Below are 24,943 nucleotides of genomic sequence, written 5' to 3'. Positions count from 1 at the left end.
AATCAGACTAAAGGAGGAGCAGTATGACCCTTACTATCCAACAGACAACAGATTTAGCTAGCGATACTTACAAGGACTCACTTGATATTCGCATGACGGTCTTCGTCCAAGAACAACAGGTAAGCATTGAAGAAGAAGTCCTAGACGAAGAGCCCTGTACTCACTTCATAGTATACCAACAAAAGACACCGATAGCGACAGCCCGACTGTTCCCAAAAACAGACAAACGTGCCTACGTACAACGTGTCGCCGTCTTAAAAGACTACCGCGGTCAACATATCGGACAACAACTCATTACCCACATGGAAACCGCAGCCAAAGAGATGGGCTTTAGCGAACTAAAGCTTGGCGCGCAAACTCACGCTTTAGGCTTCTATGAACAACTAGGATACAAAGCCTTTGGTGAAGAATACCTAGACGCTGGTATTTGGCACTACGACATGCTTAAAACCATCTAAACAAAAAACACGTCACTCATAAAACGAGTAACGTGTTTTTTATTATACGATGACACAACAGCAGTAGTCTTAGTTCCTTGATAATTGTCGATAACGCTCATACCAAATCTGAACATACTCATCAGAAAAAGGTCCTTTACCATTATTGATCCAGTCTACCAATATTTTGACATGCTCTTTTAATACAATATCAATCTCATTTGGGTATGCCATTGCTTGTCGGTGGTCTTCGTACTCGTCCACGTCTAGTAACCGTTTCTCCCCATCAGGAAAAACCTTGATATCCAAATCATAATCAATATACTTTAGAGCCTCCTCGTCAAGAATAAAAGGTGATGCCAGGTTACAATAATAGGAAACCCCTTTTTCCCGTATCATAGCAATTATATTGAACCAGTATTTTGTATGAAAATACACAATAGCTGGTTCTCGCGTGACCCATCGTCTTCCGTCAGACTCAGTGACTAAGGTGTGATCATTGATACCAATAATCGAGCACTCACTTGTCTTCAAGACCATAGTATCTCGCCAAGTACGATGTAAACTGCCGTCATGCTTGTAACTTTGGATTGTTATAAACTCTCCCTCTTTTGGTACACGCATCCTGACCCTACTTTCTTTGGTTCTCTTAAAACCAATTATTTACTAGGGTGTTTCATTACACCGATATCCAAGAATATTATATCATAAATAACCTTTTATGAGCACTATTTCTTATTATCTTTCAGTAATACTTCTACCATCTTTTGTTGCGGTTTAGGGAACACATAGTCTTTGAAGTCTTTTGGTAGCACCCATTCACGGTTCTCATCTGTCTCCATAACTCGAGCGTCTCCCTCTCTACCGTAAGCAAGCAATAAATGCCATTTTCGGTGACTAAAAACATGCGTGATTTCTCCTAAGGGTTGTTTTTGCCAAATAGGAGCCTCTTGTTCCACAGACAAACGGTCAACAAAGGCCGTCTCTGAAAACACCTCTGGGCTCTCTGCCACGGCAAACAGATTGGCTTCTGCCTTATCTGACTCATAGGCCACCCACTCCTGTTTCATCTTCTCGTACTCCTTAGAGCTCACTTCAAACATAGGGAACGTCCACATCTTAGCCAACAACCCTTTATCTGGACGCTTCTCAATCAAATAAGCCCCCTCAGCATTTTGAATGGCCATACCAACATAATACAAAGGAACGCTTTTCACTTTTTTGGCTTTCACAGGGTAACTCGTCATGTCTCCAGCCTCGTAACTATCGCAATACTTCGCCAAAGGACACTGAGCACAGTCAGGTGAGGTAGGCGTACAAATACGAGAACCGAGATCCATCAACGCTTGATTGTAATCCCCAGGACGGGGTTTTGAGATGGTTTCTGTGACTTTCTCTTCAAAGACTTTCCGCGTCTTGGCCTTACCTATGTCGTCAGTTATTTGGTACAGTCTACTATAGACACGCATCACATTGCCGTCCACCGCAGGCACAGGTAACTCAAAAGCAATGCTTCCAATCGCTCCACCTGTATAAGGCCCAATTCCTTTTAGACTCATGATGTCCGCCAAATTTCCAGGCATCTGCCCATCAAAACGAGCCACAATGTCTTGAGCAGCTATCTGCATGTTCCGTACACGGGAATAATACCCCAAGCCCTCCCAAGCCTTTAGTAACTTATCTTCCTCAGCGTCAGCCAAGTCTTGAATGGTTGGGAACCAGTCCATGAACCGGTGAAAGTAGGGAATCACGGTGACCACTTGAGTTTGTTGCAACATAATCTCAGAGACCCAAATTCTATAGGGGTCTGTGTTCTCACGCCAAGGCAACAACCGCTTTTCTTTGTCATACCAGTCCAGTAAAGCGGGAGCTAAGGCTTCTTTTTTGTCTCTCTTACTCATTCTCTTCTAACTCTTTCTCTTCTAAATAGTGATTGATATCATCAAAGTTAAACCCTTTTTGGTACAGGGATTGCTTGATTTTTTGTTTGCGCTTGAAGGGCTCTAGGCGTCTATGACGTTGCCATAACTTATCCCCTTGCTTGGCTAATAAGTCCTCTTCTTCTTCCTGATCCTTCTCCACTTCTAGTTGACCCATGACTAACTGAATCACCTCAGAAGAATAGCCTTTCGTAAACAACAGCTGTCTGGTCTTAGACAATTGCTCATGATGGCTTTGTTGTCGATACTTTCTAATGGCTTTTTCGGCTTGTTTTAAAGCAAGCTCTTCTTGGTCTTCCACACTGTATAAAGTCAAGGCGGCCAGAATATCTTCTTCCTCAATGCCTCGTTTTTTTAGTTGCTGTTTCACTACGCTAGGCCCTTTGTCAGAAGTTCTAATCATGGTTCGCACATAACTCTCCGCATAGACCCGGTCATTCACCAAACCTAAGCTCACTAAACGCTCCATGGTGTACTGAATGCTCTCCTCAGATATCTCTTTTTTCTTCAAATGATCTTTAATTTCTTTTTCAGAGCGCAACTGGTAATTCAAATAATTAAGTGCCAGCTGATAACCAATATGAAGCTCCGACTCACGTCTCACTTCCTCTAGTAACGCCTCTGTCACCTCTTGCCCTTTGAGTAAGCGATGCTTCACCAAAGAATCCTCTGACGCTCTAAACTTAATCCCAGACTCTGTCGTAATATTATATTGATTGTTCTTTAATTTTCGTATGCTTTTTATTTTTTCCATTGGTTTCACCCTCTTTTACGTTATCTCACTATAACACATTCAAGGAATCAACTCTAAATATCCACCTAGACCATGATATCCATGTACTCATCCACCTCTTCTTGACTCATCTCTATGTGACTGCCACGCAGACGAATGGTCAAAATGGTCTTATGTCTAATCCGCGTCGAGCGAACACTGTCGTGATGTTTCAAGACAAACTGCAATATTTCTGGGTGTTGGCGGGCATATTTCCCCGACCAATTAGCAATGCCTGGTATGTGATGCACGGAAAGAGGGGTTTTATGAGATAAGGTGACATGGTATTGAAGATAGAAGGTCAAGGCATTTTCGCAGTTGTCCTTGATGCAGCGGTAAGTAAACGGGAGGATGACTTCTAAGCCATTACAAAAAGAGATGATGGGGTCATGTTGTTTGGTTTGACCCACAGTGTCGATCATAGCCAAATTAAGATAAGAAGAGGTTTTTCTGATGTCGCCTTCTAGAGGGAGGAATAGATTATCAGCATTGAAGCTTGGGGCTTTTTTGTGATTGCCATAGTAATCGGTAAAGGTGTCTTGCGCAATCTTATTGACTTCTTCGTAAGGAGCGAGACTTGCTTTTTTTAGTTCAAGCGTTGTTTTGTCCGTGACAACAGGCAAGTGACCTCGAGATAGGATGAGCGTCTTATGCTCTGTGTCGTATCTGGACAAATCAATCACCAAATACACGTCAGAGGTAATCTCGGCATTACGTTTGTGAACACTGCAATCCAGACACGCCAGCGCTAAAGCTTCCAACGTTAACGCCTGTTCTCTTATTAGTGTTTCGAATTGCTCCGTTTGTTTTATCATAAATGCCATGATTCATCTCTCCCTCAAATTAGTAAAGTAATATACCTAGGTTTCATAAACAACAGGTTATCACAATTTCCGTTATTTTAAAAGCGTTTTCAATACATAACATGTCGTATTTGAACACCTCAGTGCTTCTTTGGTACGGGTGAGTGTCACCCCTTCTCTGTATGCTCTATGTAGCTGGCCGGCTAATACAACTTAGAGGAGCACATACCTAATGGAAGACACACTCATAACCACCCATCACACACTGATACTCGGCGCACTCAAGAAGTGCCACGTCTCAGCTTATCATCCTTTCTTTGAAGACTACTTACAAATTAGCCGGATTGTCTTACTAGAAACCCACCGAGACTTCACCTCACAAGACAAAGACATGGATACCTTCCCACCCTTTGTCTTCCAAAAAATCTGTTGGACCATCACAGATGAACTGAGAAAAGAATACAAACAAAGGGAACGGGCCATACCAGACACAGAAGAAGACACCCTCATTAGCCAATTACCCGTCGCAACAGATTTTAGCGAAGAGATGGATGTGGCACTAGAAATAGAAGAACTCTTACCCTTACTCACACCACAAGAGACCGCCTGTCTGTATTATGCCTTCTCTTATGGAGACAATCTCACCACCATTGCCACAAGATGCCACGTCTCCAAACAAGCCGTAGCAAGGTGGCGACAACAGATTCAAAAAAAATACCAACAAATGTTAACAAACAGGTTGTCAAAATAGCCTCTCATTTCGTTACTAGTAGTGTAAGGCGCGCAACTTACCAAATAAAATAAAGGACGTGACTCAACATGGAACCCATCTTTGAAAACCGAAAATTAGAACTATGCTACGCAGCAGTAGGTGACGCATCTCCTCGTAAGCAATTACTTGCTAACATGGACCACGACGCCTCTGACGAAGACATTGTTACTTTCAGTCAATTAATGGCAACAATCGCACCTAAGAACGAATCCCTTATCACAGCGACAACCATCGAACGCAATACCTATATCTTAGACTAAAAAGCCCTACACAACTAAAAGGAGGAACACACCATGAAACAATTGACAATGACATTCTTAAGCGATAACGGAAAAAAAGCCTCAATCAAACCCAAAGTAGCCCGCCAAGACCTAACAGGCACAGAAGTCAAAGAGGTCATGGAAAAAATCACAGAAATCAACATCTTCTCCAAAGAAGACGAACCCTTATACGTCAAAGCACACTCTGCCAAATACACAGAAACAACGGTCACAGACTTATTCTAGCCACTAGACAAAGAGAGGGCCATTTCCTCTCTCTTTTGTCTCATCTAAAGGAGGACATCCCTATGCTACACGTTATCGACCTATCCAATCACCAAGCCGGAACATCCCTTACCCAAGTCCCAGCGGATGCCTACATCTTCAAAGCCACAGAAGGCACTTATTTTGTGGACAAAGCCTGTGATCCTTTTGTCCAACAAGCCAAAAAACTAGGCAAACCTTACGGCATCTATCATTTCTTAGACCAATCAGACGTGGTGGATCAGGCCCACTTCTTCTTACAGAACATCAAAGGCTACATCGGAGAAGCCATCCTCGTTCTAGATTACGAAGGCTACGGCAAACAAGGCGTGGCAAAAGCCAAACTCTTCCTAGAAACCATCTACAAAGAAACAGGAGTCAGACCCTTAATCTACATGAACGAAAGCGACGCCAACGAAGTCGATTGGCGCTACGTCATCGCAGACAACTACGGCTTATGGGTAGCCAAATACAGCGCACAAGTTCCCAACCTACGCTACTGGCCACATTATGCCATGTGGCAATACACTAGCTCTCCTGTGGACAAAAGTTACTTCTACGGCGACTTAACCGCCTGGAAGGCCTATGCCAAGAAAAACAAGTAACACCCCTTAAACAGACAACCAGACCTCAATAAGACAAAAAGAAAAGCAGAAGAAACGAATTACTTCGTCTCTTCTGCTTTTTGTGCGAGATTCTTCGCATTTAAATCACGCTTGATTTGGCTGGTTGAAATCTCAGGCGTACGCTCTAAATAAACAACCTCAGCCCCTGTTTCCTTCACAAAGTCAAACTGACCTTTCCAGTCATCCCCCATGACGAACACATCCACCTTGTACTCATCGATATCTGTCATCTTTTGATCCCAGTTTGTTTCAGGGATAACCAAGTCCACATAGCGAATCGCTTCAAGTAACATCTTGCGTTTTTCGTAAGAGAAATAGCATTTCTTTTGCTTCTCTTCCCAATTAAATTCATCAGAAGATAAAACAACAATCAGATAATCCCCTTGCTCTTTGGCACGACGTAATAAGTTGATATGGCCGTAATGCAGTAAATCAAATGTTCCGTATGTAATCACTTTTCTCATGTTTTTCACCTCGTTAGTATATAAGTATAAGGTATCATAAGCAGACTAAAAATGGAAATGGTAAATTAAATAAATGGTACAACTTCTTCAGTTGAAACACCAAAATAATTAGCTATTTCATAAGCAATTCGCTCACTCGCTAATCCATCACCATAAGGATTTTTAGCTTCTGACATTACTTTATACACTGATGTGTCATTTAATAAATTCAGCATCTCAGTTTTTACAGTATCATAATCTGTTCCAACTAATTTTAGTGTCCCTGCTTCAACACCTTCTGGACGTTCTGTGGTATCTCTCAATACTAAGACAGGAACATTAAATGATGGTGCTTCCTCTTGTATCCCACCTGAATCACTCATAATAAAGTAACTACGTGAAGCAAAGTTATGAAAATCAATCACATCTAATGGTTGAATCAGATGAATTCTATCATGATTTCCTAATACATCAGACGCGGCTTCTTGCACTAATGGGTTTAAATGAACAGGATAAATTAAATGTAAATCAGAGTGCATATCAACAACTTCTCTTGCTGCTTTAAATACATCTCTCATTGGTTGCCCTAAATTTTCTCGTCTATGCATGGTCATCAAAACAAATTTTTCATCCGAACCGATTTTATCTAATGTCTCATGATGATAGTCAGATTTAACCGTTTCTTTTAATGCATCAATGACCGTATTACCTGTCACAAAAATAGCTTCTGATTTTTTCTTCTCCGCCAATAAATTTTCTTGACTCATCTTAGTTGGAGCAAAATATAATTCTGATACAACATCAATCATTTGACGGTTAGCTTCTTCAGGAAATGGAGAATAGATATTCCACGTTCTAAGACCTGCTTCAACATGCCCCACCTTAATTTGGTTATAAAAACCAGCTAAACTCGCTACATAAGCCGTTGTCGTATCTCCATGAACTAAAACAATATCCGGATTAACTTCTTTCATTACAGGGTCTAGCTTTTGTAAAGCATTACTAGTAATGTCTGCTAAACTTTGATTTTTTTTCATGATATCTAAATCATAATCAGGAACAATATCAAAGATTTCTAGCACTTGATCCAACATCTCTCTATGTTGAGCTGTTACAACTACCGTAGAGTCAAAGACATCTGATTGTTTCTCTAACTCTAAAACCAAAGGAGCCATCTTTATGGCTTCTGGCCTCGTACCAAACACCGACATAACTTTAATCTTTTTCATTTTTATACCCTCACAGTTTAATAGCATTTTCTACAATATTTTGAGTATCAAAGACAACTTTGGAACTTAATTTATTCACGTTTTTCTTCAAATGTGAGTGACTAACCATCACAACAACTAAGTCTAAATCTTCAAGAAACTCATCAAAATCCATCACTTGATTATCAACTATTTTGTCTTTTAGCATTGGGTCAAATGACTTCAAAGGTGGTGCCAAATGACGTTTCATCGATTCAAATAATTGCAATGTTGGACTTTCTCTTACATCGTCTACATCTTGTTTATACGTTAATCCGTAAACACCTACGCGACTAAAATCTGTAATATTTTTATCAGCCATAATTTCAGAAATTCTATTTAATACAAAATCTGGCATAGAATCATTGATATGTCTTGCGGTAGTTATTATATTGGTTAATTCTGGATAATCGCCTACTAAGAACCAAGGATCCACAGAAATACAATGACCTCCAACACCAGGACCAGGGTTTAAAATATTAACACGTGGGTGCATATTAGCTACTTTTATAATTTCATAAACATCCATATCATCAAATCGACAAATTTTAGCTAGCTCATTAGCAAACGCAATATTAATATCTCTAAAGGTATTTTCAATAACTTTACTCATCTCAGCTGTCTTAATATCTGTCACTGCAATATCAGCTTTACAAAAAGATTCATAGATTGCTTTAATTTCATTTCCCTTTTCAATATCATCAGCACCAATAGTTCTTGAGTTATGTTCCAATTCATAAATCATATTACCTGGTAAAATACGTTCAGGTGCATGAATTAAATGTATCGTTTCACCTAAGATGAACTCGCTATCCTCAATTACTGGTCTCACGTATTTATCTATTGTCCCCGGTGATACCGTTGACTCAATAACCAATAATGTTCCTGTTTTACATACCTCTAATACACTTTTAGTTGCACTGATAATATAAGAAGGATCAATTTTTTTATTGTCTTTATCATAAGGTGTTGGAACAGTGATGATATATTTATCTGTAGAGATATAATCATTACTAAACTTAATCCCTTTACTTATAGCCTTATTAAATAATTCATCCAATCCTTCTTCTTCAAAGGTTGTTCTTCCAGCATTCAATGTTTCTACTAATTTTTTATTATAATCCGTACCAACTACCTCGTTGTTACTTGCTGCCAACATTAAAGCCGTTGGTAGTCCTATATATCCTAAACCTACTACGTTAATCATGAATCAATTTCCTTCCTATATTGCAATAAATTAAGAAACCTTTTTTTTATAGACAAGTACACTGTCTCAGAATTAAATCTTAAATTTATTACATAGATTATTAAACAAATAAAACTGACTATTGAAGACACTAAAATCCATTCAAACCAATTATTAATGATAAAGTACTTCACAATAACTTTTGAAAATATTATTGAAAAAATAAATGTTGTTAAAAATTTTAATATAGTAATAAAATCCGAAATAAAAGACATTTTCAAAATCCTCTTATTAGTGTATATAATTATATCTGTACTTCTATACGTAAACGATGCTACTGACCCTATTAAAACACCATATATACCAATATAATGTACAAATACAAAAGAGACTGACAGATTAATAATAGCTTCTAAAAGAGCCCTATTTTTAGTCTGATTATAATGACCCGAAGCTTCTATTATCGAATTATGAGGGACTCTAACCATGTTAAACAATCCTATAACTGTAAATAATAAAACTAATTTTGTGTCATAATATTCAACGTCATTAATATTTTTAGTAAATAATTTTATGAATGGTAATATCATTACATAGGTAACACTATATAACCAAAATCCAAATGAATAAAAAATAAATTTATATTCATTAAAAACTTCCCTAATTTTGTCTTCTGAACTAGTCACTAATAAATTACCAAAACTAGAAACTGTAGACTTAGAAAACATAGTAATTATCATTATAATTGATCCAAAAACTAAATTATATATTGAATATACACTAGCTTCTTTCAAACCAATAAAAATAGATATGATAATTGTTGGACTATTAAAAATTGCTAATCCTGCAATTTGATGCAATAACACTGACCAACGATCGTTAAATAAAAGTCTGTAATTAGTATTTGCGTTCTTACTCCAGCTAGCATTTTTATACTTCTTCCTTACATACATTAGAGACAAAAAGTATCTTATTAACGCAGATAATGAAGATATTAACTGGATTAAAATAATATTAGCTCCTAATAATACTAAATAAATTTTCAAGAAAAAAGTACAAATTATACCAATAATTTGAAATAAATTAATCACATAATTTTTTTGATCTCCTGCTAATAAAACTCTAATTTTCCCGTTCAAAAAAAACTCTATTAGGCTAGCTCCTGTCATTACAATAATAAGTAAAAATATATCATTGTACCTTAACGTGCTTTTGAGCATAAATGGGAATATGATAGCGATAATTAAAGTTAGTATCATAAATATACTACCTGATCTAAAATACAAAGTTTTAGCTCCACTTAAAATTTCGTTAATCTTTTCCCAATTATTATCTGACAGTGGTCTATACAAATTTTTTATTGCTGTCAAACCAATCCCAGCTTCAACTATGTTTAAATAATTTATCAACTGTTGTATAGTCATAGTTAAACCATTGATCTCAGATCCATAGTTTTTAAGAATTAACCGCAGCATGATAAAATTTGTAATAATTAATACGATTTGATATGTTATAGAGCTTATTAATGATAATAATACATTTCTACTTCTCATTTCATGACTTCCCAACTATTGATAGTAATTCATTATAACTTCCTTCATTCCGATGATAAGATGTCTCTATTGTTCCTAAATCTAATGTTACTTTACCTAACATCAACTTTTCTATTATTGAGGCTAAAGCTAATTCATCCTTATCAACAACAAAACCATTTTTTCCATCATTAATTATTTCTCTCGCAGAATTAAAGCATGTTGTTACAATTGGTATCTTAAGGTATTCGGCTTCCATTAGTACAATTGGAAGCCCTTCATAGTCGGATGTTAAAACAAAAACATCTGATGAGTATATATAATTATATGGATTCTCTTTTTTACCAACTAATATCACTACATCATCTAATTTATATTCACTAATCCAACCTTTAATCAAATCCAGATCAGGTCCATCTCCAATAACTAACCACTCAAAAATATGACCATTATTTTTAAGTTTTAGTGCAGTTAATAGTAACCTATCAATCCGTTTAGAGTCATTTTGTAATCTGATTACTGTTACAATTCTATATTTCTCATCGCAAACATCTATGTCTATAGTTTTTTGAGACAACTTCTTAATTCTCTCTTCATCTATTAAATTATGTATAATTTTTACTTTACTTTCCATAGAGTTATTTAATAAACTTAACATACTATCTCTTGACCCCTCTGACACAACAATTAAATTATTATATATATTATTTAGATTTATTACATAAGATTCTGTCATCCCCAACTCATATGGATCATTATGAATCCAGCAGAACTTAACATCAGAGTCATACTTTTCACTAAAATAATCCCAAATACCAGGATAGCCAGAAAAATTTATTAATATATCTGATTTACAATCCATTTTTTTATTAAAATAGTATTTATAAAAATATTTTTCTAATTTACATTTTTCATATACTTTGATAGATATTTTGATAATTAAATCTTGGAAATTTTTTATATCTTTTTTTTTCTTCTCTTTATATTTTATAAACTTACTTACAAAAGGTTTTGCATAAATTAATTGTACGTTTGGCGGTAATTCGCTACTCAAATCTTTTTTATCTGAAAATATTAATAAATTAACATTGTAATCTTTTGATAATTTTTTTGTCAACTCAATCAGGGACCGTTGAACTCCACCAATTGCTAAATCCTTGGAAATTATTGTTATACTCTTCATAAAATCACTCCAAAAAACAATCCGATTTATTTTTTTCTTCACTGTATTCATATGTCTCATATTTATTCATTAAAGCTATTTCATTTATAATTTTTCTTATTTGCATAGAATCATTATCGACAAAATAGAATCTATTAAACGATTCTAAATAATTTTTTATTTCCCTACTGTAATTACCATCCAAAATAACCAATATTGGGACATTACTATTAATATAGCTGTAAACTTTCCCAGGTATTTGTGTACCTCGATTATTCATAACACACACAAATAAGTCCGTACTTCTTTCATAAGATTTCAGTAAATCTTTATGTACAGAATTTAACACCTCAATATTCATACTTTTTTTAATTTTTATATTACCACTACCAACAATCCTTAATTTAATATTACCATTACTATAATTAATAGCTTCTGTCAGTGGTCTAATATTTCTTATATTTGAATCATATCTTCCATAGTATCCAACAATAAATTCATTATCCGTAGTTTTTTTTTCTTTTTCCAGTCTATTTGTGTCTATTTTATTTGGAATAAATTTCATTTTATCAGAATATCTATAAAATATTCTTTTCTGTTCCTCTAAAGTTATTGGTGAAACATAGACAATTGAATCCGAATTATAAAAAAGACGTTTTTCTTTTCTCTTCAGTATAAACTTAGGTAGTAAAGTCTTATTTGCAATATCAATACTTAAGGGATCCCCCCAATACTGAATCCATTTACCATATTTTAGACCATTTTTAATAATTATATTTCCTGCTACATGACTGGTTTTCGGGTCAGAAGAACTAATAACAAAGTTATAATATTCATTTAAATCTATATCTTTTAAATATTTCAAATATTTCACAGAATAATTGTGTATATAAAACAACTTAACTATTTTTTTCATATTTTTCTTTATATTTTTAAATTTATCATGTTCTTTTATTTCTTTATTATCTATTTTAAATTTATCTTTATCAATGCCCAATTCTATAAATTTAACATTTAATATATTAGGTAGTTTAGAATAATTTTGTGTTTCTTTAGGTGCTATTGTTAACACATCAACTTCATATCCCTGATTAGAAAAATCTTTGATTAAATTTAAATTTCTTATTGTGGCAGATGAACTTACCCTAATAGGTTCAAAACTTATATATAGTATTGTTTTCAACAGTATTACCTCTTTCTTGTAGTATAAAACCTTTAAAAATATAATAAATCCATATTATTATTAAATTATTAATACAAAACGATACTATTTGAATACTTCCACCCCTACCTACACTAAAAGCTAAAAGTGCTATATATAATCTTATCAATATGGTTGCATTGTACTTACACAACAAGGTATTCGTATAGCTAATAATTCCTGAAATTGCAAATGCATGTAACACATATAACTTCCTGAATATCATAAAAGATTCACCTAAAATTGAAGGTAACACTATATAATCTAAATGAACATTAATAATATTCGTAAAATACTGATTAAAAGTATCTATATTTTTATTTATTAATATACTTGGAATTGGTAATGTTATTATCCATTTAAAGAAATTTTTAGCACCATATACCTCTATCGAACTATCAATTGTACTGTAATACTTAGGATAACCAACTTCAGATTCATATAATTTGTAATAACTTTCAAATACATCACCCAAATTAATCGCATCACCCAACCTAAGTTTAGAATATATATATAATAAAGGTGTTGAAACTATAAATATTAACAACGCTGAGAATACAACGTTCTTTTTAATTATAATATCGTTATTTTTATATTGATAAATAAAATACATAAATACTATGTATATCATCATCTGACTTCTAGAAATATACTCTACTTTTGCAAAATTTAAATAAAACCAATAAAATAAGATAACCAACGCTATAAATCTTTTATTAGTATCTAAAAGATTTTTTATCTTTATAAATAAAAAAGGAAGCAGCATAGATCCAATTAATGAACTTAATCCTAACAACTTTACATTACTAAAGGATGCTTCTATATATCGAGCATTGTATACATTACTTTTAGGAGGTATAAATAACAAATTTAAACGATTATATGGAAATATAAAAAACATTAACTGTGACATAAAAAATAATATAACTAAAAAATTAAGTATTCGATTATTAAGTCTCGTTTCATGTTTGTTATTATTATATATAGATACTAACCTAGTTTTTTTATTTTTATTACTAAATAGTATAAAAGATAAGATAAAAACTATATAATATAAAAAATATTTGATTATGTAATTATTCGATACAGTAGTGTACGATATACCCACTCCTGAATAGATATAAAATCCTAATGTAAAAAAAATCAATATCATTTTTGTAATTGTATCTGTAATTCTGAGTACGCTTAGCAATAAAAGACTAACTGTACCTAAACTTATTAAGATAAATATCCCAACATCAAAATCCACTATGCTACCTCATTTCAAAAAATCAATAATTTGTTTTTTATATATTATCGACTCTTCTATTAATTTTTTCTGTTCCTTTTCCACACTTTTTACAAAATTATTATAGTCAAATTCCGTTATCTCCGTATACAGTTTATTAGCAAAATCCTCATCATTTAAATCAACGTTAATTCCTATATTTTTTTCAATAGATAATTTACCAACATATACGTATGGATTTGCAAAGATTGGTCTCTTATAAAAGATAGAATCGTAATATTTATTAGACAATGCATATTTATTAGCTTCGGATTGCTCATCATAGTATGCATTAATGAGAGTAGCTCTATTTAATAATTCTTTTTTTTCTGTTCTACTGTATTTACCAGTAATAAAAACATTTTTATACTTAACAGAAAAATCCTGTAATCTACCTGTATCTTTTCCATGACCATGAAAATATACATTATATCTTAAATCATTACCTAATTTTTCTACTACTTTTGAATCAATATTAAAATGGCGTACAGCACCTATGAAAACTAAATTAATCTTGTCTCCTATAGAAATATACTCTGTAGTTTCACTATCAATAATTTCATGTTCTGAAAAATTATGGGTAACTATATATTTTTCAGAATCAGGCAAAAACTTAGTAAACTCAGGCGAAGATATTACTGTAATTCGGGAATTTTGGATAACTTCTTTTTCTATATATTTATATATTTTAATATGTTCATAAGTATAGTCTCTTATATCATATACGTACTTATCGACATAATCTCGTTTTAGTTCTTTTTTTAGTAGTACTCCTGTTATAGTTGTTAATATAATTAATTTTTCATACTTATTCTTTTTTAATACCTCGCGTAAAAATTTTTTATACCTGATAAATGATTTGATTTTTTTAATTTTAGATGTTTTTAAGGGTGTCAATTCTTGATAACAAACTGTTTTGAAATCATAGTTAATATCATCAGAAAATCTTTTCCAATAAATTACTTCAAATTCTTTTTTTTCTTTTTTTAAGATTTCAATATAATTATCTAAATAAGGAGCATATTCCGGCTCAATTATCAATACAATACCAATCATTATTTACCTCCATCTACTTCTCTATATATTTCTTGAGTCCTGTATACTGAATCATGTAATGAATACTTACTTACAATCGTTTTATTATAATTTCCAATCCTATCTAATTCTTGTTTACTTCTAATCAATTTATTTATATTTTCACTCATCTTTTTAACATCGGTCGGTGAACACATATACCCAGTTTTACCTTGTTCCATATAATCTTTAATTCCATGTATATTGGAAGTTATCAATGGTAACCCTACAGACATAGCTTCTAAAGCAGCCATGCCCAAACCTTCTCTACGTGAAGGAAATGCAAAAACATCAGAACTTTGTAAAATTTCAGAAATATCAGTCCTAAATCCTAAAAAATGAACATTCAGATTATTTTCTTTTTCCATTCTCTTAACTATTCTTTCTTGTTCTGGGCCTTTACCACACACAATATAGTGAATAGATGGATTACCTATCATATTTAAAGCATCAATAATTACTTCGTGATTTTTATTCTTGTTTATTTCCCCTACAGAACAAATAACAATGCTATCACTCGGTATACTTAATTCTTTTTTTATATACTGTCTATCAAACATGTCTAAACTAGAAAATTTTTCTAAATCTAATCCTATACCATCCATTTTAAAAAAATACTTAGCTTTCATTTTTCTTTTGGACAAATTATAATCTTCACTATTGATAGTTATCAAAACATCCGTATATCTAGATAGAAATTTTTCTATAGGATAATACACTAACCAGTCTTTCTTACTACTTTTTTCAAAAAATTGAAAACCATGTGCTGTATAAAAAATTTTAGCTTTTATTTTAGTATTTTTTTTTACTAATCTTACTAATGCTGAAGCTACAGGAGTATGTGTATGGATTATATCGTAATTTTCTGTAATGATTAATTTTTTTAATGACCTATACGCTTCTAAATTTTTTATTGATTTTGGATTTCTTTGAAAATTTATTTGCTTTACATTAATAGGTTTATTAAATTTATTCTGTATTAAAGGTCTAACTACGTTACAAGCCACATCAACAATATATCCATTCTCTTGTAAAATATTAATATGTGGTATTAAAAATGCGTCTACTGTATTAGATATAGTTGTTACTTGGAGTACTTTTTTCATTGTTAATTTCTATCCTCTTTCATAATAACATCGCTATACTTCATCATTATTGTTGTTCTACTTGGTACCTGTATTTTCATATTTTTATTACAAAGTATATTTTGAAAGATCATCTCCACATGATTAACACCGCTCTCATGTGCATGTAGATACCCCCCACCAAATCTAGGGTTAATTTCAGAAATAAGGAACTTTCCATCTTTTTCAAAAACATCTACATCTAATGGTCCTTTTAATCCCAGTTTAGTTACAGTATCTGTAACTAATTTTGTTATATCTTCATTATTTACAGATACAGACTTATCTGTTTCTCCTGCTCTCATTTTAATTTTTTCTTTTGTAAATACACTTACTACTTCATTTGATATAAAATCCACGTATACATCCGTACCATATTCTTTACCATCTACATATTCTTGGATAATAAACTCATCTGGATGTAATGAGATAAGTTTATTTAAGTCGGCTTCATTATGGACAACAGTCATATTTAAACTAGCACTACCACAAACTGGCTTTACAAATAAAGGATAGTTAATAATTTTTTTATTAACGGCAGTTTTAACTTCTTCTAATTGAACATAACTTTTCACTGTATTAATATTATTTTCAATTAAAAAATCATGCATTTTCATTTTGTCTAAACAAATTTCTGTAGATTCATAGTCTGACACTATGACTTTAGTACCTATTGATTCAAATTTTTCTCTGTTCTCTGCTAATAAACTTAATTCTGGATCTATCAGAGACAATACGCCACCAATTTTCTTTTCTTTACATATTTTTAGTATTGTATCAATATATCCTTCTTCCGTAATTCTCGGTACAATAAAATACTCATCAGCTCTATATAATGCTGGAGCTAGTTCACTACAATCTGTAGCATAAAGAGTTCCGCTTAAGGCGTCTAATTCTTTTTTAAAATACTCTACTAATTTCACTCTAGAACCACAACTCAAAATTAAGATATTCATATAATATTCTCCTTATTTACTACTAAAAACTAACTTTTCCATCATAAGTACATCAACAAATTCCCCATTGATATACCGTTCTCTTTTTAGTTTTCCTATAGTTTGATACTCGTTCTTATTCCAAAAATTAACGGCGCTTATATTTTTTTCAACAACAGATATTTTAAACTTATGAATATTCAAATAATTAACAGCGTAGTCTTCTAACAATGCAACCGCTTGATATCCATAACCTTTTCCTCTTTCACTGCTTTCACCAATATAGAGTCCAACCTCTGCATTTTGATTAATATTGGAAATTGAGTACAAACCTATCATCCCTAACGGACTATTATCGTTATTACATATAATAAAACGTTGATTTTGATTCATTTTCACCATATTTTGTAACCAATTTTGCTGTTCTGATTTTGATGTAGGCCTATAACCACCGCCTAAAAATTCAAAAACATTTTTATCATTTTTCCATTTATTCATAATATCTAGATCACTATTCTCTATTGGTCTCAAATAAATATTGTCATTTTTCATCTTATACTACCTCTCAATAGATATTTTGTTTGATAAAAACTTGTTTGATAGTTCCTAATATTATTTTAATGTCTAACATCAAATTCGACTGACTTACATATTCATTATCTATCACAATTCTGTCATCCCAAGTAGCAGAATTTCTTACTCTCACCTGCGCTAATCCAGTAATGCCAGGTTTTACTTTAAATCTTTTTTTAAATTCCGTTGGGTAAGATTCAAAACCATCGTAAGGATGATAGACGACTGGTGGTCTAGGCCCCACAAGTGACATATCTCCTTTTAATACATTGATCAGTTGGGGTAACTCATCAATACTTGTCTTACGCAAAAAAGAACCTAACATTGTGATTCTGTCATCCGATTCTGATTTTATCGACAATCCGTCACCTATGCTCTCAGCACCTACAATCATTGTTCTAAATTTGATAATTTTAAATATTTTCCCATTGTATCCTAGCCTCTCTTGAAGAAAAAATACGGGACCTCTAGAATCTAATTTTATTAAGATTCCAACAAGTACTAATAACGGTGATAAAATAATCAATCCTATTAAACTTAGAACGATATCCATCAATCTTTTTATTAATTTATACATACTCTATTCCCCAAACATCTGTTTAATAATTTGAATGACTTCCAGTTGTTGTTCTTCTGTCATCTTAGTATCACTTGGTAAACACACACCTGTGTTAAATAATTCTTCTGAGACACCAGTACCAACAAAATCATATCTCTCAAAAATAGGTTGTAAATGCATTGGTTTCCACACTGGACGACTTTCAATGTTATCTTCTTCTAGTCGGTCCATTAGCTGTGTTGGACTAACACTCCCTGTTAGCAACATTGGTGACAACCAGTGATTTGAGTATTCCCATTCATTTTCTTGTGGGAATTCAATTCCTTCAATATGCTCTAATTCATTTTTATAGCGATAAAAAATCTCGCGTTTCTTTTCTACTCGGTCATTCAGAACCTTCATTTGACCGCGACCAATTCCTGCGACAATGTTACTCATTCGGTAGTTGAATCCTACTTCTGAATGTTGGTAATGTCTTGCTTGATCTCTACTTTGCGTTGCCCAAAAACGGGATTTAACAATTTTGTCTTCTTTATTTGAGACAAGCATCCCACCACCTGATGTGGTAATGATTTTATTGCCATTAAATGAATAGATGCCATAATCACCAATTGTTCCTGTATAAACGCCTTTATAAGTTGTTCCTAAGCTCTCTGCAGCATCTTCAATCAGTACCGTGTTGTGTGTATCACATAGTTCTCTGATTTTATCCATGTCTGCTGATTGTCCGTATAAATGTACGACCAATACTGCTTTAGGTTGATATTTATTAAAGGCTTCTTCTAAAGCTACTGGGTCCATGTTCCATGTTTGTGTATCACTATCAATAAATACAGGTATCGCATTTTGATAGATGATAGGGTTAGCTGTAGCAGAAAAAGTAAGACTTTGACAAAAAACAATGTCTCCTTCTCCAACTTCTGCTGCTTTTAGTGCTAAGTGAATAGCTGCTGTCCCTGAAGATAGAGCTGAAGCATGATCTATACCAACATACTCTGCCAACTCCTCTTCAAATTTATTAACGTTTTCTCCCAATGGAGCAATCCAATTTGTATCAAAGGCTTCTTTTACAAAGGCTTGTTCAAAGCCTTCCTCACTCATATGTGGTGATGATAATAATATTCTTTCTTTCCCCAAAGTGTGTCACTCCTTTTTAATTTTCACTTGACGCATTGGCAAAACGAATTAATTCTTTACCTAATGCGACATCATCTTCTGGTAAATCAGTGATTTTATTTAAGACATCTGTATAGCTAAAGCCATTCACATTACCCACAAATATTTTTTCGTGGACTTGTTCTTTGGCGATTTCTTTGTCTACCAACAATTCTTCGTATAATTTTTCTCCAGGTCGGATACCACTTTCTACAATGCCGATATCTTCTGGTTTGTAACCACTCAATTTGATAACCGCTTTGGCAAGGTCTACAATCTTCACTGGTTCTCCCATGTCTAAGATGAAGATTTCTCCCCCTCGTGCTAAGGCGCCTGATTGGATTACCAATCGGCTGGCTTCTGGTATGGTCATGAAGTAACGGGTCATTCTGAAGTCCGTTACTGTCACAGGACCACCTGCGGCCACTTGTTCTTTGAACAATGGCACCACGCTTCCTCGACTACCTAGTACGTTACCAAACCGAACCGCTGAGAATTTTGTGGTTCCTTTGTCGTTCAGTCCGGTGACAATCATCTCTGCCACTCGTTTCGTTGCTCCCATCACATTAGGAGGGTTCACGGCTTTGTCCGTTGAGACCATGACAAAAGACGCCACATCATGAGCCAAAGCAGACTCGGCCATGTTTTTAGTTCCATGAATGTTATTCATGAGGGCTTCTCTTGGGTTACTCTGCATCAGTGGCACGTGTTTATGTGCGGCTGCATGGTACACAATATCTGGTTGGTACGTCGCCATGATTCCGTCAATACGGGCACGGTCACGAACATCGGCGATAAGTGCCACAATCTCTGTGTCACAGTCTTTGTACTTACGACGCAATTCTTTTTCGATTAAGTAAATCGAATTCTCACCATGTCCGAATAACAAGAGACGTTTTGGTGCGAAAGGTAAGACTTGGCGACATATCTCTGAACCAATCGATCCACCTGCTCCGGTGACAAGAATCGTCTTACCCGTGATATGGCTTTCGATACTGTTCATATCAAGACTCACTTCGTCTCGTCCGAGTAAGTCCACCACGTCAATTTCACGCAATTTGGATACTGAGACTTGACCTAAGGCTAAGTCCTCCATAGAAGGAATCGTGTATAACTCAACAGATAGCTCATTTGTAATATCTACCACACGCTCATTTTGTGCTGGTGTCATAGAGGGCACTGCTAAGATAACCACTTCAACGTCATAGGCACTAACAACATCTGGTAAGTCACTAATTTTACCTAAAACTTTTTTACCGTAGAATACGGTATGTTGTTTGTTTGGATCATCATCCAAAAAGCCAACAATGTCCATGTGTGTCTTGTCTTGATTGTTCTTCAATGAATTGTACAATAGAGATCCCGCTGCTCCTGCTCCAATAATAATCGTCGGTTGAGTCGTTTCACCTTTGATTTTCTTACGATCAGCTGCAAACTCCACTAACAATCGCCACGTGATACGGCTGGCTAGTAACACACACACCGCAATCAAGTAACTTAAGAACAAATGCATGCGAAAGGTCCCTGTGGCACCCATCACGATAAAAACAATCCCACTAATCACACTGGCTAAACTAATGGATAAAAACAAAGAAACCAGTGCATAAACACTTGTGAACCGGTTAATACGATTAAAGACATTAAACACCATCCCTAACAGAAGATAACCTACCACCTGTACGATACAGGCATACATCAACATGCGTCTATTTACTGGCAACATACCTTGTAACAAAAAACTACTTAACAGGGTTGAACTAAAAATAATACTACTATCTAAGACTTTTAATATGGCTACTTTCACTTTTCGATTCATGGTTCATTCCCCTATCCAAACAAATTAAACTTCTTTTTATATTCAACAGCTGGTAATACTCGACTTCTTTCTCCATTAAGAATGTCTTTAGCTGTTTGTACAAAACACTCTTTTTTCTCCGTACCGTATTCTTTTTCAAGTAATGCATAGGCTTCTTCAGCAAAAAATCCCCTGTGCTCCGTATTGTGAGCGTCAGAGGATAGGATATGGACTAAGTTGTGCGATACCAAAATGTCTGCCACTTTCTTAACTTTTTTCCCAAATTCTCCAACAAAACTTGCATTTGTTACTTGTCCTAAGCAGCCCATTTCAATGAATGGCAACAACTCATTAGGATTTTTCATAATCTGAGCGTTTCGCTCAGGATGAACGATAATTGGCACATAGCCTAAGCTACACAGTTCAAACAGTACTTTCTCCGCGTAGGGTGGAATCATCGATGAAGGAAACTCAATCAATACGTAAGTATCCGTTAAGTCCGCAAACAAAATGTCCCCTCTATCAATCATCGAAACGACATCCCCTGATAAGCGAACTTCTTGACCTTCACATAAGGTCAAAGGAATGTTCTCCTCATCCAGAATCTCTTGTAACGCTTTGACCCTAAGAATCACATCGTTCTTAGGGTTCATATAAACGCCATTGTTATGATGAGGGGTACACAGAATATGTGTGATTCCCTCTTCGACTGCTTGACGAGCCATAGACAAAGAATCCTCCACATTCTTTGCCCCGTCATCAATCCCTGGCAATATATGACAATGTAAGTCAATAAACATTTGACTCGCCTCCTCTTATGCTAGATTAATTATAATAATAGCCGTAAGCCGCATCTGATTGCTTGCCAATATAAACGGCTCCTAAGACATTAGCTCCCACATTGCGTAATAAATCAACAGACTTCACAACGGCTCGCTTGTCTGTGTGTCCTTCTTTGACTGATAGTAACACGCCGTCTACTTGAGACGAGATAATTTGTGCATCTGTCACACTGACAATCGGTGGCATATCAAAAATCACCACATCGTATTTAGTGCCTAGTAATTGAATGACTTTGCGCATTCTTTCAGAAGATAACAATTCTGATGGGTTAGGAGACTTAGGTCCACTGGTCATCACGTCTAGATTAGGCACATCTGTGGCTTGGGTCACGTCAAGAAGAGATAATCTCCTAACGCTTAGTAAACTACTTAGTCCTGTGGTATTCCCTAGATCAAAGGTCATATGAACCGTTGGACGACGTAAATCGGCATCCACAAGGATAGTCTTTAAGCCTGTTTGTGCAAACACAACGGCTAAGTTCGCAGCGGTTGTAGACTTCCCTTCAGACGGACCAGACGAGGTAACCACAATGGTTTTAATTTTGTTATCCAAATTAGAGAATTGGATGTTTGTTCTTAGTGTTTTGAATTGTTCTGATATAGGTGACATTGGTTCAGCGATCGTAAAGAGTGCCGCTGAAGCTGGGGGGATCATCTTTTTTTGATTATTATTTAACATGTATCTTTACTCCTCCTGGCCTACTAACGTCCGCGACGTGTAGGGATTTCTTCTGAATGATTAACGGTAACGTTGTCTGAACTTGGGTAGATAAATCGGCCTGACTCAATGGCTTCTAAGTCTTGGTCTAATCCATCTGTCTCCACGTTATAAGCTTCTGCTTCTGCTAAGTCCATAACAAAGTTCTTATCGTCTAAGGCTTTGACTTGGTTCTTCTTCGTTCCTTTGATTGCTTTGTCCTCCAACATAGGTACAAAGCCAATAACTGGTAACTCTAAGATATCTGTTACAAAGGCTTCGCTCTTCACTTCACGGTTAAGCATTTCGCTAATCAGTGCTAATCCTAGACCAACAATCATTCCTAGAACCAACCCAATGGCTAAGTTAACCGTCTTATTAGGTGACACTGGACTTGTTGCAACTTCTGCGGGTGAGATGATTGATATTTTATCTGCATCTGTGTATTGTCCCGCTTGTTTTTGGAACGTTTCTGCTACTGCATTGGATACATTTGCTGCTTCTTTCGGGTTACTCGAAATAGCTTTTATTGTAAACATTTGTGAGTTTTGAGATTGCTCCACGCTCACCATGTTCTTAATGTCTTCTGCTGTTCCTTCAAAGCCACTGGTTTCTGCTAATTCTTTTTGAACTTCTTCTGTTACGACTTTACCCTTAATGAAATCTTTGTACGTGTTGATCATCATCAAGTTCGTATTGATATTATCCGTGTTCACGTTGCTTTCTTTTGATTGAAAGGTCGCGATTAATTCAGAACTCGCTGAATATTTAGGTGTAATAACAAAAAAAGTGACTAAAGCCGATAACCCCAACCCGATAAACATCATGGTCAAAATTAAAAATAGCTTGTCCTTTAATAACTTAAATATGTCTTGTAAACTGATTGTCTCTTCCATCTTATCCTCCAATAATTACTCTCTTTTTTGTTCTATGGGTTTATCCCTTATTTTTTTAATTACTCTTGATAGTATACCATTATTCATACCTTATGTGCGTATTTATTCAGCAAAAGTACCCATTTGGTTGCTTTTTTTACCAATTATAACGTTTTAAATAAAAAACGTTATCTAATTATATGTACATTAATATTTTTTTGTTCCATTTACACCATAAAAACGTAAAAATACATACTTTATTAACATATACGACTATTTATTAGCTTTTTTTAACGCATTTACTATATACTCACTGGCTCTTCCATCACCGTAAGGGTTGTCACTTTGACAAATACGTTGATAATAGTCGTCATCGTCTAACAAACGAGAAACTTCACTCTTTATCTTAACAGGGTCGGTGCCAACTAGGCTTAAGATGCCACTTTCTAGTCCTTCTGGGCGTTCTGTGACGTCTCGTAGAATTAACACGGGACGATGAACGGAAGGCGCTTCTTCTTGCACCCCACCAGAATCACTCATCATGAAATAAGAGTCTCTCATTAAATTATGGAATTCCAAGACATCTAAGGGTTCTATCAGATGGATGCGTTGTGTTTGGCCAAGCATCTCTTCTGCTAAGCGTTTCACGTTGGGATTAGGGTGAACGGGATAAATAAATTCTAAGTCCGGATAGATTCCCACTAACTCAACCATGGTATTGAATACATCTATCATGGGTTGCCCAAAGTTCTCTCGTCGGTGCATGGTTACCAGCACTTTTCGCGTACCTTCCATGAATGCCTCTTTCACTGGGTGATGGAAGCCTGTCATGGTTGTTTGCTTAATAGCGTCTACTACCGTGTTCCCTGTAACATATATTTTGTGTTCAGGCACATTGGACTTAAGTAAATTGGCCTTACTTAAAGGTGTTGGGGCAAAGTAGTAATCGGCCAGAACATCCGTCATTTGACGGTTGGCTTCTTCTGGGAACGGAGCGGTGATATCCCAGGTTCTAAGACCTGCTTCGACGTGCCCTATTTTTATCCCATGATAAAAAGCGGCAAGACTTGCCACAAAAGAGGTGGTAGTGTCACCGTGCACCAATACGACGTCTGGCTTTTCTTTTAGTAAAATGTCATCTAAGGCGATCAACACTCGGCTCGTTAAGACAGATAAACTTTGGTTAGCTGTCATGACATCTAAATCATAATCCGGTTCAATGGCAAATATCTCTAGCACTTGATCCAACATCTCTCTGTGTTGCGCCGTCACAACAACCACAGAATCAATGTCTGTCTGTTTTTCTAATTCTTTGACAACGGGGGCCATTTTGATGGCTTCTGGGCGTGTGCCAAAAATACTCATTACTTTTAGATTCGTTTGTCCCATCATTAAACTCTCC

The 24,943-nt window shown here is 34.9% G+C and carries 26 protein-coding genes and 1 pseudogene; 5 read left to right on the top strand and 22 right to left on the bottom strand.

The features are described 5' to 3' along the window. Positions 1-23 precede the first annotated feature (23 nt). Positions 24-458: a GNAT family N-acetyltransferase gene (locus ACVWM0_RS02385; protein ID WP_476473054.1), complete on the top strand. Its 435-nt coding sequence runs from the start codon at positions 24-26 to the stop codon at positions 456-458. Positions 459-527: 69 nt separating this feature from the next. Here the strand turns inward: ACVWM0_RS02385 and ntdP are convergent, their stop codons facing one another. The 4 genes from ntdP to ACVWM0_RS02365 form a co-directional block, all read right to left on the bottom strand. Further along, on the bottom strand, positions 528-1,061 hold the full coding sequence (gene ntdP, locus ACVWM0_RS02380) for a nucleoside tri-diphosphate phosphatase (protein ID WP_476473053.1): 534 nt from the start codon (positions 1,059-1,061) through the stop codon (positions 528-530). A gap of 104 nt (positions 1,062-1,165) precedes the next feature. After that, positions 1,166-2,338, bottom strand: a complete 1,173-nt coding sequence (gene mutY, locus ACVWM0_RS02375) for an A/G-specific adenine glycosylase (protein ID WP_476473052.1) — start codon at positions 2,336-2,338, stop codon at positions 1,166-1,168. After that, positions 2,331-3,131, bottom strand: coding sequence for a recombination regulator RecX (gene recX, locus ACVWM0_RS02370; RefSeq protein ID WP_476473051.1), 801 nt, complete (start codon positions 3,129-3,131; stop codon positions 2,331-2,333). The genes mutY and recX overlap by 8 nt, the downstream gene beginning before the upstream one ends. Before the next feature lie 65 nt (positions 3,132-3,196). Continuing rightward, positions 3,197-3,823 carry a hypothetical protein gene (locus ACVWM0_RS02365; RefSeq protein ID WP_476473050.1) on the bottom strand — a complete coding sequence of 209 codons (627 nt, stop codon included), beginning with the start codon at positions 3,821-3,823 and terminating at the stop codon, positions 3,197-3,199. A 361-nt stretch (positions 3,824-4,184) separates the two neighbouring features. Between ACVWM0_RS02365 and ACVWM0_RS02360 the strand changes: the two genes are divergently transcribed. From ACVWM0_RS02360 to ACVWM0_RS02345, 4 genes are all read left to right on the top strand, one after another. Next, positions 4,185-4,703, top strand: a complete 519-nt coding sequence (locus ACVWM0_RS02360; protein WP_476473049.1) for a sigma-70 RNA polymerase sigma factor region 4 domain-containing protein — start codon at positions 4,185-4,187, stop codon at positions 4,701-4,703. Positions 4,704-4,771: 68 nt separating this feature from the next. Next, complete coding sequence (locus ACVWM0_RS02355; RefSeq protein ID WP_476473048.1) at positions 4,772-4,984, top strand: hypothetical protein; 213 nt, start codon at positions 4,772-4,774, stop codon at positions 4,982-4,984. A 33-nt stretch (positions 4,985-5,017) separates the two neighbouring features. Then, positions 5,018-5,230, top strand: coding sequence for a DUF2922 domain-containing protein (locus tag ACVWM0_RS02350; RefSeq protein ID WP_476473047.1), 213 nt, complete (start codon positions 5,018-5,020; stop codon positions 5,228-5,230). Between the two features lie 62 nt (positions 5,231-5,292). After that, entirely contained in the window at positions 5,293-5,853 is a 561-nt protein-coding gene (locus tag ACVWM0_RS02345; protein WP_476473046.1) for a GH25 family lysozyme, read from the top strand. A 59-nt stretch (positions 5,854-5,912) separates the two neighbouring features. Here ACVWM0_RS02345 and tagD read toward each other — a convergent pair whose 3' ends face one another. The 18 genes and pseudogenes from tagD to wecB (ACVWM0_RS02255) form a co-directional block, all read right to left on the bottom strand. Continuing rightward, complete coding sequence (tagD, locus tag ACVWM0_RS02340; RefSeq protein WP_476473045.1) at positions 5,913-6,338, bottom strand: glycerol-3-phosphate cytidylyltransferase; 426 nt, start codon at positions 6,336-6,338, stop codon at positions 5,913-5,915. A 65-nt stretch (positions 6,339-6,403) separates the two neighbouring features. Beyond that, positions 6,404-7,546, bottom strand: a complete 1,143-nt coding sequence (gene wecB, locus ACVWM0_RS02335; protein ID WP_476473044.1) for a non-hydrolyzing UDP-N-acetylglucosamine 2-epimerase — start codon at positions 7,544-7,546, stop codon at positions 6,404-6,406. Between the two features lie 10 nt (positions 7,547-7,556). Continuing rightward, positions 7,557-8,771, bottom strand: coding sequence for a nucleotide sugar dehydrogenase (locus ACVWM0_RS02330; RefSeq protein WP_476473043.1), 1,215 nt, complete (start codon positions 8,769-8,771; stop codon positions 7,557-7,559). Next, positions 8,768-10,303, bottom strand: coding sequence for a lipopolysaccharide biosynthesis protein (locus ACVWM0_RS02325; RefSeq protein ID WP_476473042.1), 1,536 nt, complete (start codon positions 10,301-10,303; stop codon positions 8,768-8,770). The genes ACVWM0_RS02330 and ACVWM0_RS02325 overlap by 4 nt, the downstream gene beginning before the upstream one ends. 1 nt (position 10,304) lies before the next feature. Next, positions 10,305-11,465, bottom strand: coding sequence for a glycosyltransferase (locus ACVWM0_RS02320; protein ID WP_476473041.1), 1,161 nt, complete (start codon positions 11,463-11,465; stop codon positions 10,305-10,307). Positions 11,466-11,469: 4 nt separating this feature from the next. Continuing rightward, a complete protein-coding gene (locus ACVWM0_RS02315) occupies positions 11,470-12,627 on the bottom strand; it encodes a glycosyltransferase family protein (protein WP_476473040.1) in 1,158 nt (385 codons plus the stop codon). After that, a complete protein-coding gene (locus tag ACVWM0_RS02310) occupies positions 12,599-13,894 on the bottom strand; it encodes an O-antigen polymerase (RefSeq protein ID WP_476473039.1) in 1,296 nt (431 codons plus the stop codon). The genes ACVWM0_RS02315 and ACVWM0_RS02310 overlap by 29 nt, the downstream gene beginning before the upstream one ends. Positions 13,895-13,903: 9 nt before the next feature. Next, complete coding sequence (locus tag ACVWM0_RS02305; protein ID WP_476473038.1) at positions 13,904-14,968, bottom strand: glycosyltransferase family protein; 1,065 nt, start codon at positions 14,966-14,968, stop codon at positions 13,904-13,906. Next, positions 14,968-16,092: a glycosyltransferase gene (locus tag ACVWM0_RS02300; RefSeq protein WP_476473037.1), complete on the bottom strand. Its 1,125-nt coding sequence runs from the start codon at positions 16,090-16,092 to the stop codon at positions 14,968-14,970. The genes ACVWM0_RS02305 and ACVWM0_RS02300 overlap by 1 nt, the downstream gene beginning before the upstream one ends. 2 nt (positions 16,093-16,094) lie before the next feature. Next, the gene (locus ACVWM0_RS02295; protein ID WP_476473036.1) at positions 16,095-17,066 is read right to left on the bottom strand and encodes an ATP-grasp domain-containing protein; all 972 of its coding nucleotides are present in this window, start codon (positions 17,064-17,066) and stop codon (positions 16,095-16,097) included. A 12-nt stretch (positions 17,067-17,078) separates the two neighbouring features. After that, positions 17,079-17,597, bottom strand: coding sequence for a GNAT family N-acetyltransferase (locus tag ACVWM0_RS02290; RefSeq protein ID WP_476473035.1), 519 nt, complete (start codon positions 17,595-17,597; stop codon positions 17,079-17,081). Between the two features lie 13 nt (positions 17,598-17,610). Beyond that, a complete protein-coding gene (locus ACVWM0_RS02285) occupies positions 17,611-18,195 on the bottom strand; it encodes a sugar transferase (RefSeq protein ID WP_476473034.1) in 585 nt (194 codons plus the stop codon). Between the two features lie 3 nt (positions 18,196-18,198). After that, positions 18,199-19,314: a DegT/DnrJ/EryC1/StrS family aminotransferase gene (locus tag ACVWM0_RS02280; protein ID WP_476473033.1), complete on the bottom strand. Its 1,116-nt coding sequence runs from the start codon at positions 19,312-19,314 to the stop codon at positions 18,199-18,201. Positions 19,315-19,330: 16 nt separating this feature from the next. After that, complete coding sequence (locus ACVWM0_RS02275; RefSeq protein ID WP_476473032.1) at positions 19,331-21,148, bottom strand: polysaccharide biosynthesis protein; 1,818 nt, start codon at positions 21,146-21,148, stop codon at positions 19,331-19,333. 11 nt (positions 21,149-21,159) lie between these two features. Beyond that, the gene (locus tag ACVWM0_RS02270) at positions 21,160-21,927 is read right to left on the bottom strand and encodes a tyrosine-protein phosphatase (RefSeq protein ID WP_476473031.1); all 768 of its coding nucleotides are present in this window, start codon (positions 21,925-21,927) and stop codon (positions 21,160-21,162) included. 25 nt (positions 21,928-21,952) lie between these two features. Continuing rightward, entirely contained in the window at positions 21,953-22,648 is a 696-nt protein-coding gene (locus tag ACVWM0_RS02265; RefSeq protein WP_476473030.1) for a CpsD/CapB family tyrosine-protein kinase, read from the bottom strand. A 185-nt stretch (positions 22,649-22,833) separates the two neighbouring features. Continuing rightward, a pseudogene (locus ACVWM0_RS02260) lies at positions 22,834-23,562 on the bottom strand (YveK family protein); the annotation flags it as partial. Between the two features lie 252 nt (positions 23,563-23,814). Continuing rightward, positions 23,815-24,930 (bottom strand): non-hydrolyzing UDP-N-acetylglucosamine 2-epimerase, encoded by a 1,116-nt coding sequence (gene wecB / locus ACVWM0_RS02255; protein ID WP_476473641.1) that lies wholly within the window; start codon positions 24,928-24,930, stop codon positions 23,815-23,817. Between the last annotated feature and the right edge of the window lie 13 nt (positions 24,931-24,943).

Source organism: Vagococcus sp. 211, from assembly GCF_056322705.1.
This window is presented reverse-complemented; position numbering and strand designations above follow the sequence as displayed.

What these genes read in the sequence shown, in the direction of transcription:
- ACVWM0_RS02320 (WP_476473041.1), bottom strand. Translation starts at nt 11,465, where the DNA reads ATGAAGAGTATAACAATAATTTCCAAGGATTTAGCAATTGGTGGAGTT.
- tagD (WP_476473045.1), bottom strand. Translation starts at nt 6,338, where the DNA reads ATGAGAAAAGTGATTACATACGGAACATTTGATTTACTGCATTACGGC.
- ntdP (WP_476473053.1), bottom strand. Translation starts at nt 1,061, where the DNA reads ATGCGTGTACCAAAAGAGGGAGAGTTTATAACAATCCAAAGTTACAAG.
- ACVWM0_RS02360 (WP_476473049.1), top strand. Translation starts at nt 4,185, where the DNA reads ATGGAAGACACACTCATAACCACCCATCACACACTGATACTCGGCGCA.
- wecB (WP_476473044.1), bottom strand. Translation starts at nt 7,546, where the DNA reads ATGAAAAAGATTAAAGTTATGTCGGTGTTTGGTACGAGGCCAGAAGCC.
- ACVWM0_RS02355 (WP_476473048.1), top strand. Translation starts at nt 4,772, where the DNA reads ATGGAACCCATCTTTGAAAACCGAAAATTAGAACTATGCTACGCAGCA.
- ACVWM0_RS02285 (WP_476473034.1), bottom strand. Translation starts at nt 18,195, where the DNA reads ATGTATAAATTAATAAAAAGATTGATGGATATCGTTCTAAGTTTAATA.
- ACVWM0_RS02330 (WP_476473043.1), bottom strand. Translation starts at nt 8,771, where the DNA reads ATGATTAACGTAGTAGGTTTAGGATATATAGGACTACCAACGGCTTTA.
- ACVWM0_RS02300 (WP_476473037.1), bottom strand. Translation starts at nt 16,092, where the DNA reads ATGAAAAAAGTACTCCAAGTAACAACTATATCTAATACAGTAGACGCA.
- ACVWM0_RS02385 (WP_476473054.1), top strand. Translation starts at nt 24, where the DNA reads ATGACCCTTACTATCCAACAGACAACAGATTTAGCTAGCGATACTTAC.
- ACVWM0_RS02350 (WP_476473047.1), top strand. Translation starts at nt 5,018, where the DNA reads ATGAAACAATTGACAATGACATTCTTAAGCGATAACGGAAAAAAAGCC.
- ACVWM0_RS02295 (WP_476473036.1), bottom strand. Translation starts at nt 17,066, where the DNA reads ATGAATATCTTAATTTTGAGTTGTGGTTCTAGAGTGAAATTAGTAGAG.
- ACVWM0_RS02305 (WP_476473038.1), bottom strand. Translation starts at nt 14,968, where the DNA reads ATGATTGGTATTGTATTGATAATTGAGCCGGAATATGCTCCTTATTTA.
- recX (WP_476473051.1), bottom strand. Translation starts at nt 3,131, where the DNA reads ATGGAAAAAATAAAAAGCATACGAAAATTAAAGAACAATCAATATAAT.
- ACVWM0_RS02290 (WP_476473035.1), bottom strand. Translation starts at nt 17,597, where the DNA reads ATGAAAAATGACAATATTTATTTGAGACCAATAGAGAATAGTGATCTA.
- ACVWM0_RS02345 (WP_476473046.1), top strand. Translation starts at nt 5,293, where the DNA reads ATGCTACACGTTATCGACCTATCCAATCACCAAGCCGGAACATCCCTT.
- ACVWM0_RS02325 (WP_476473042.1), bottom strand. Translation starts at nt 10,303, where the DNA reads ATGAGAAGTAGAAATGTATTATTATCATTAATAAGCTCTATAACATAT.
- ACVWM0_RS02265 (WP_476473030.1), bottom strand. Translation starts at nt 22,648, where the DNA reads ATGTTAAATAATAATCAAAAAAAGATGATCCCCCCAGCTTCAGCGGCA.
- ACVWM0_RS02270 (WP_476473031.1), bottom strand. Translation starts at nt 21,927, where the DNA reads ATGTTTATTGACTTACATTGTCATATATTGCCAGGGATTGATGACGGG.
- ACVWM0_RS02275 (WP_476473032.1), bottom strand. Translation starts at nt 21,148, where the DNA reads ATGAATCGAAAAGTGAAAGTAGCCATATTAAAAGTCTTAGATAGTAGT.
- mutY (WP_476473052.1), bottom strand. Translation starts at nt 2,338, where the DNA reads ATGAGTAAGAGAGACAAAAAAGAAGCCTTAGCTCCCGCTTTACTGGAC.
- wecB (WP_476473641.1), bottom strand. Translation starts at nt 24,930, where the DNA reads ATGGGACAAACGAATCTAAAAGTAATGAGTATTTTTGGCACACGCCCA.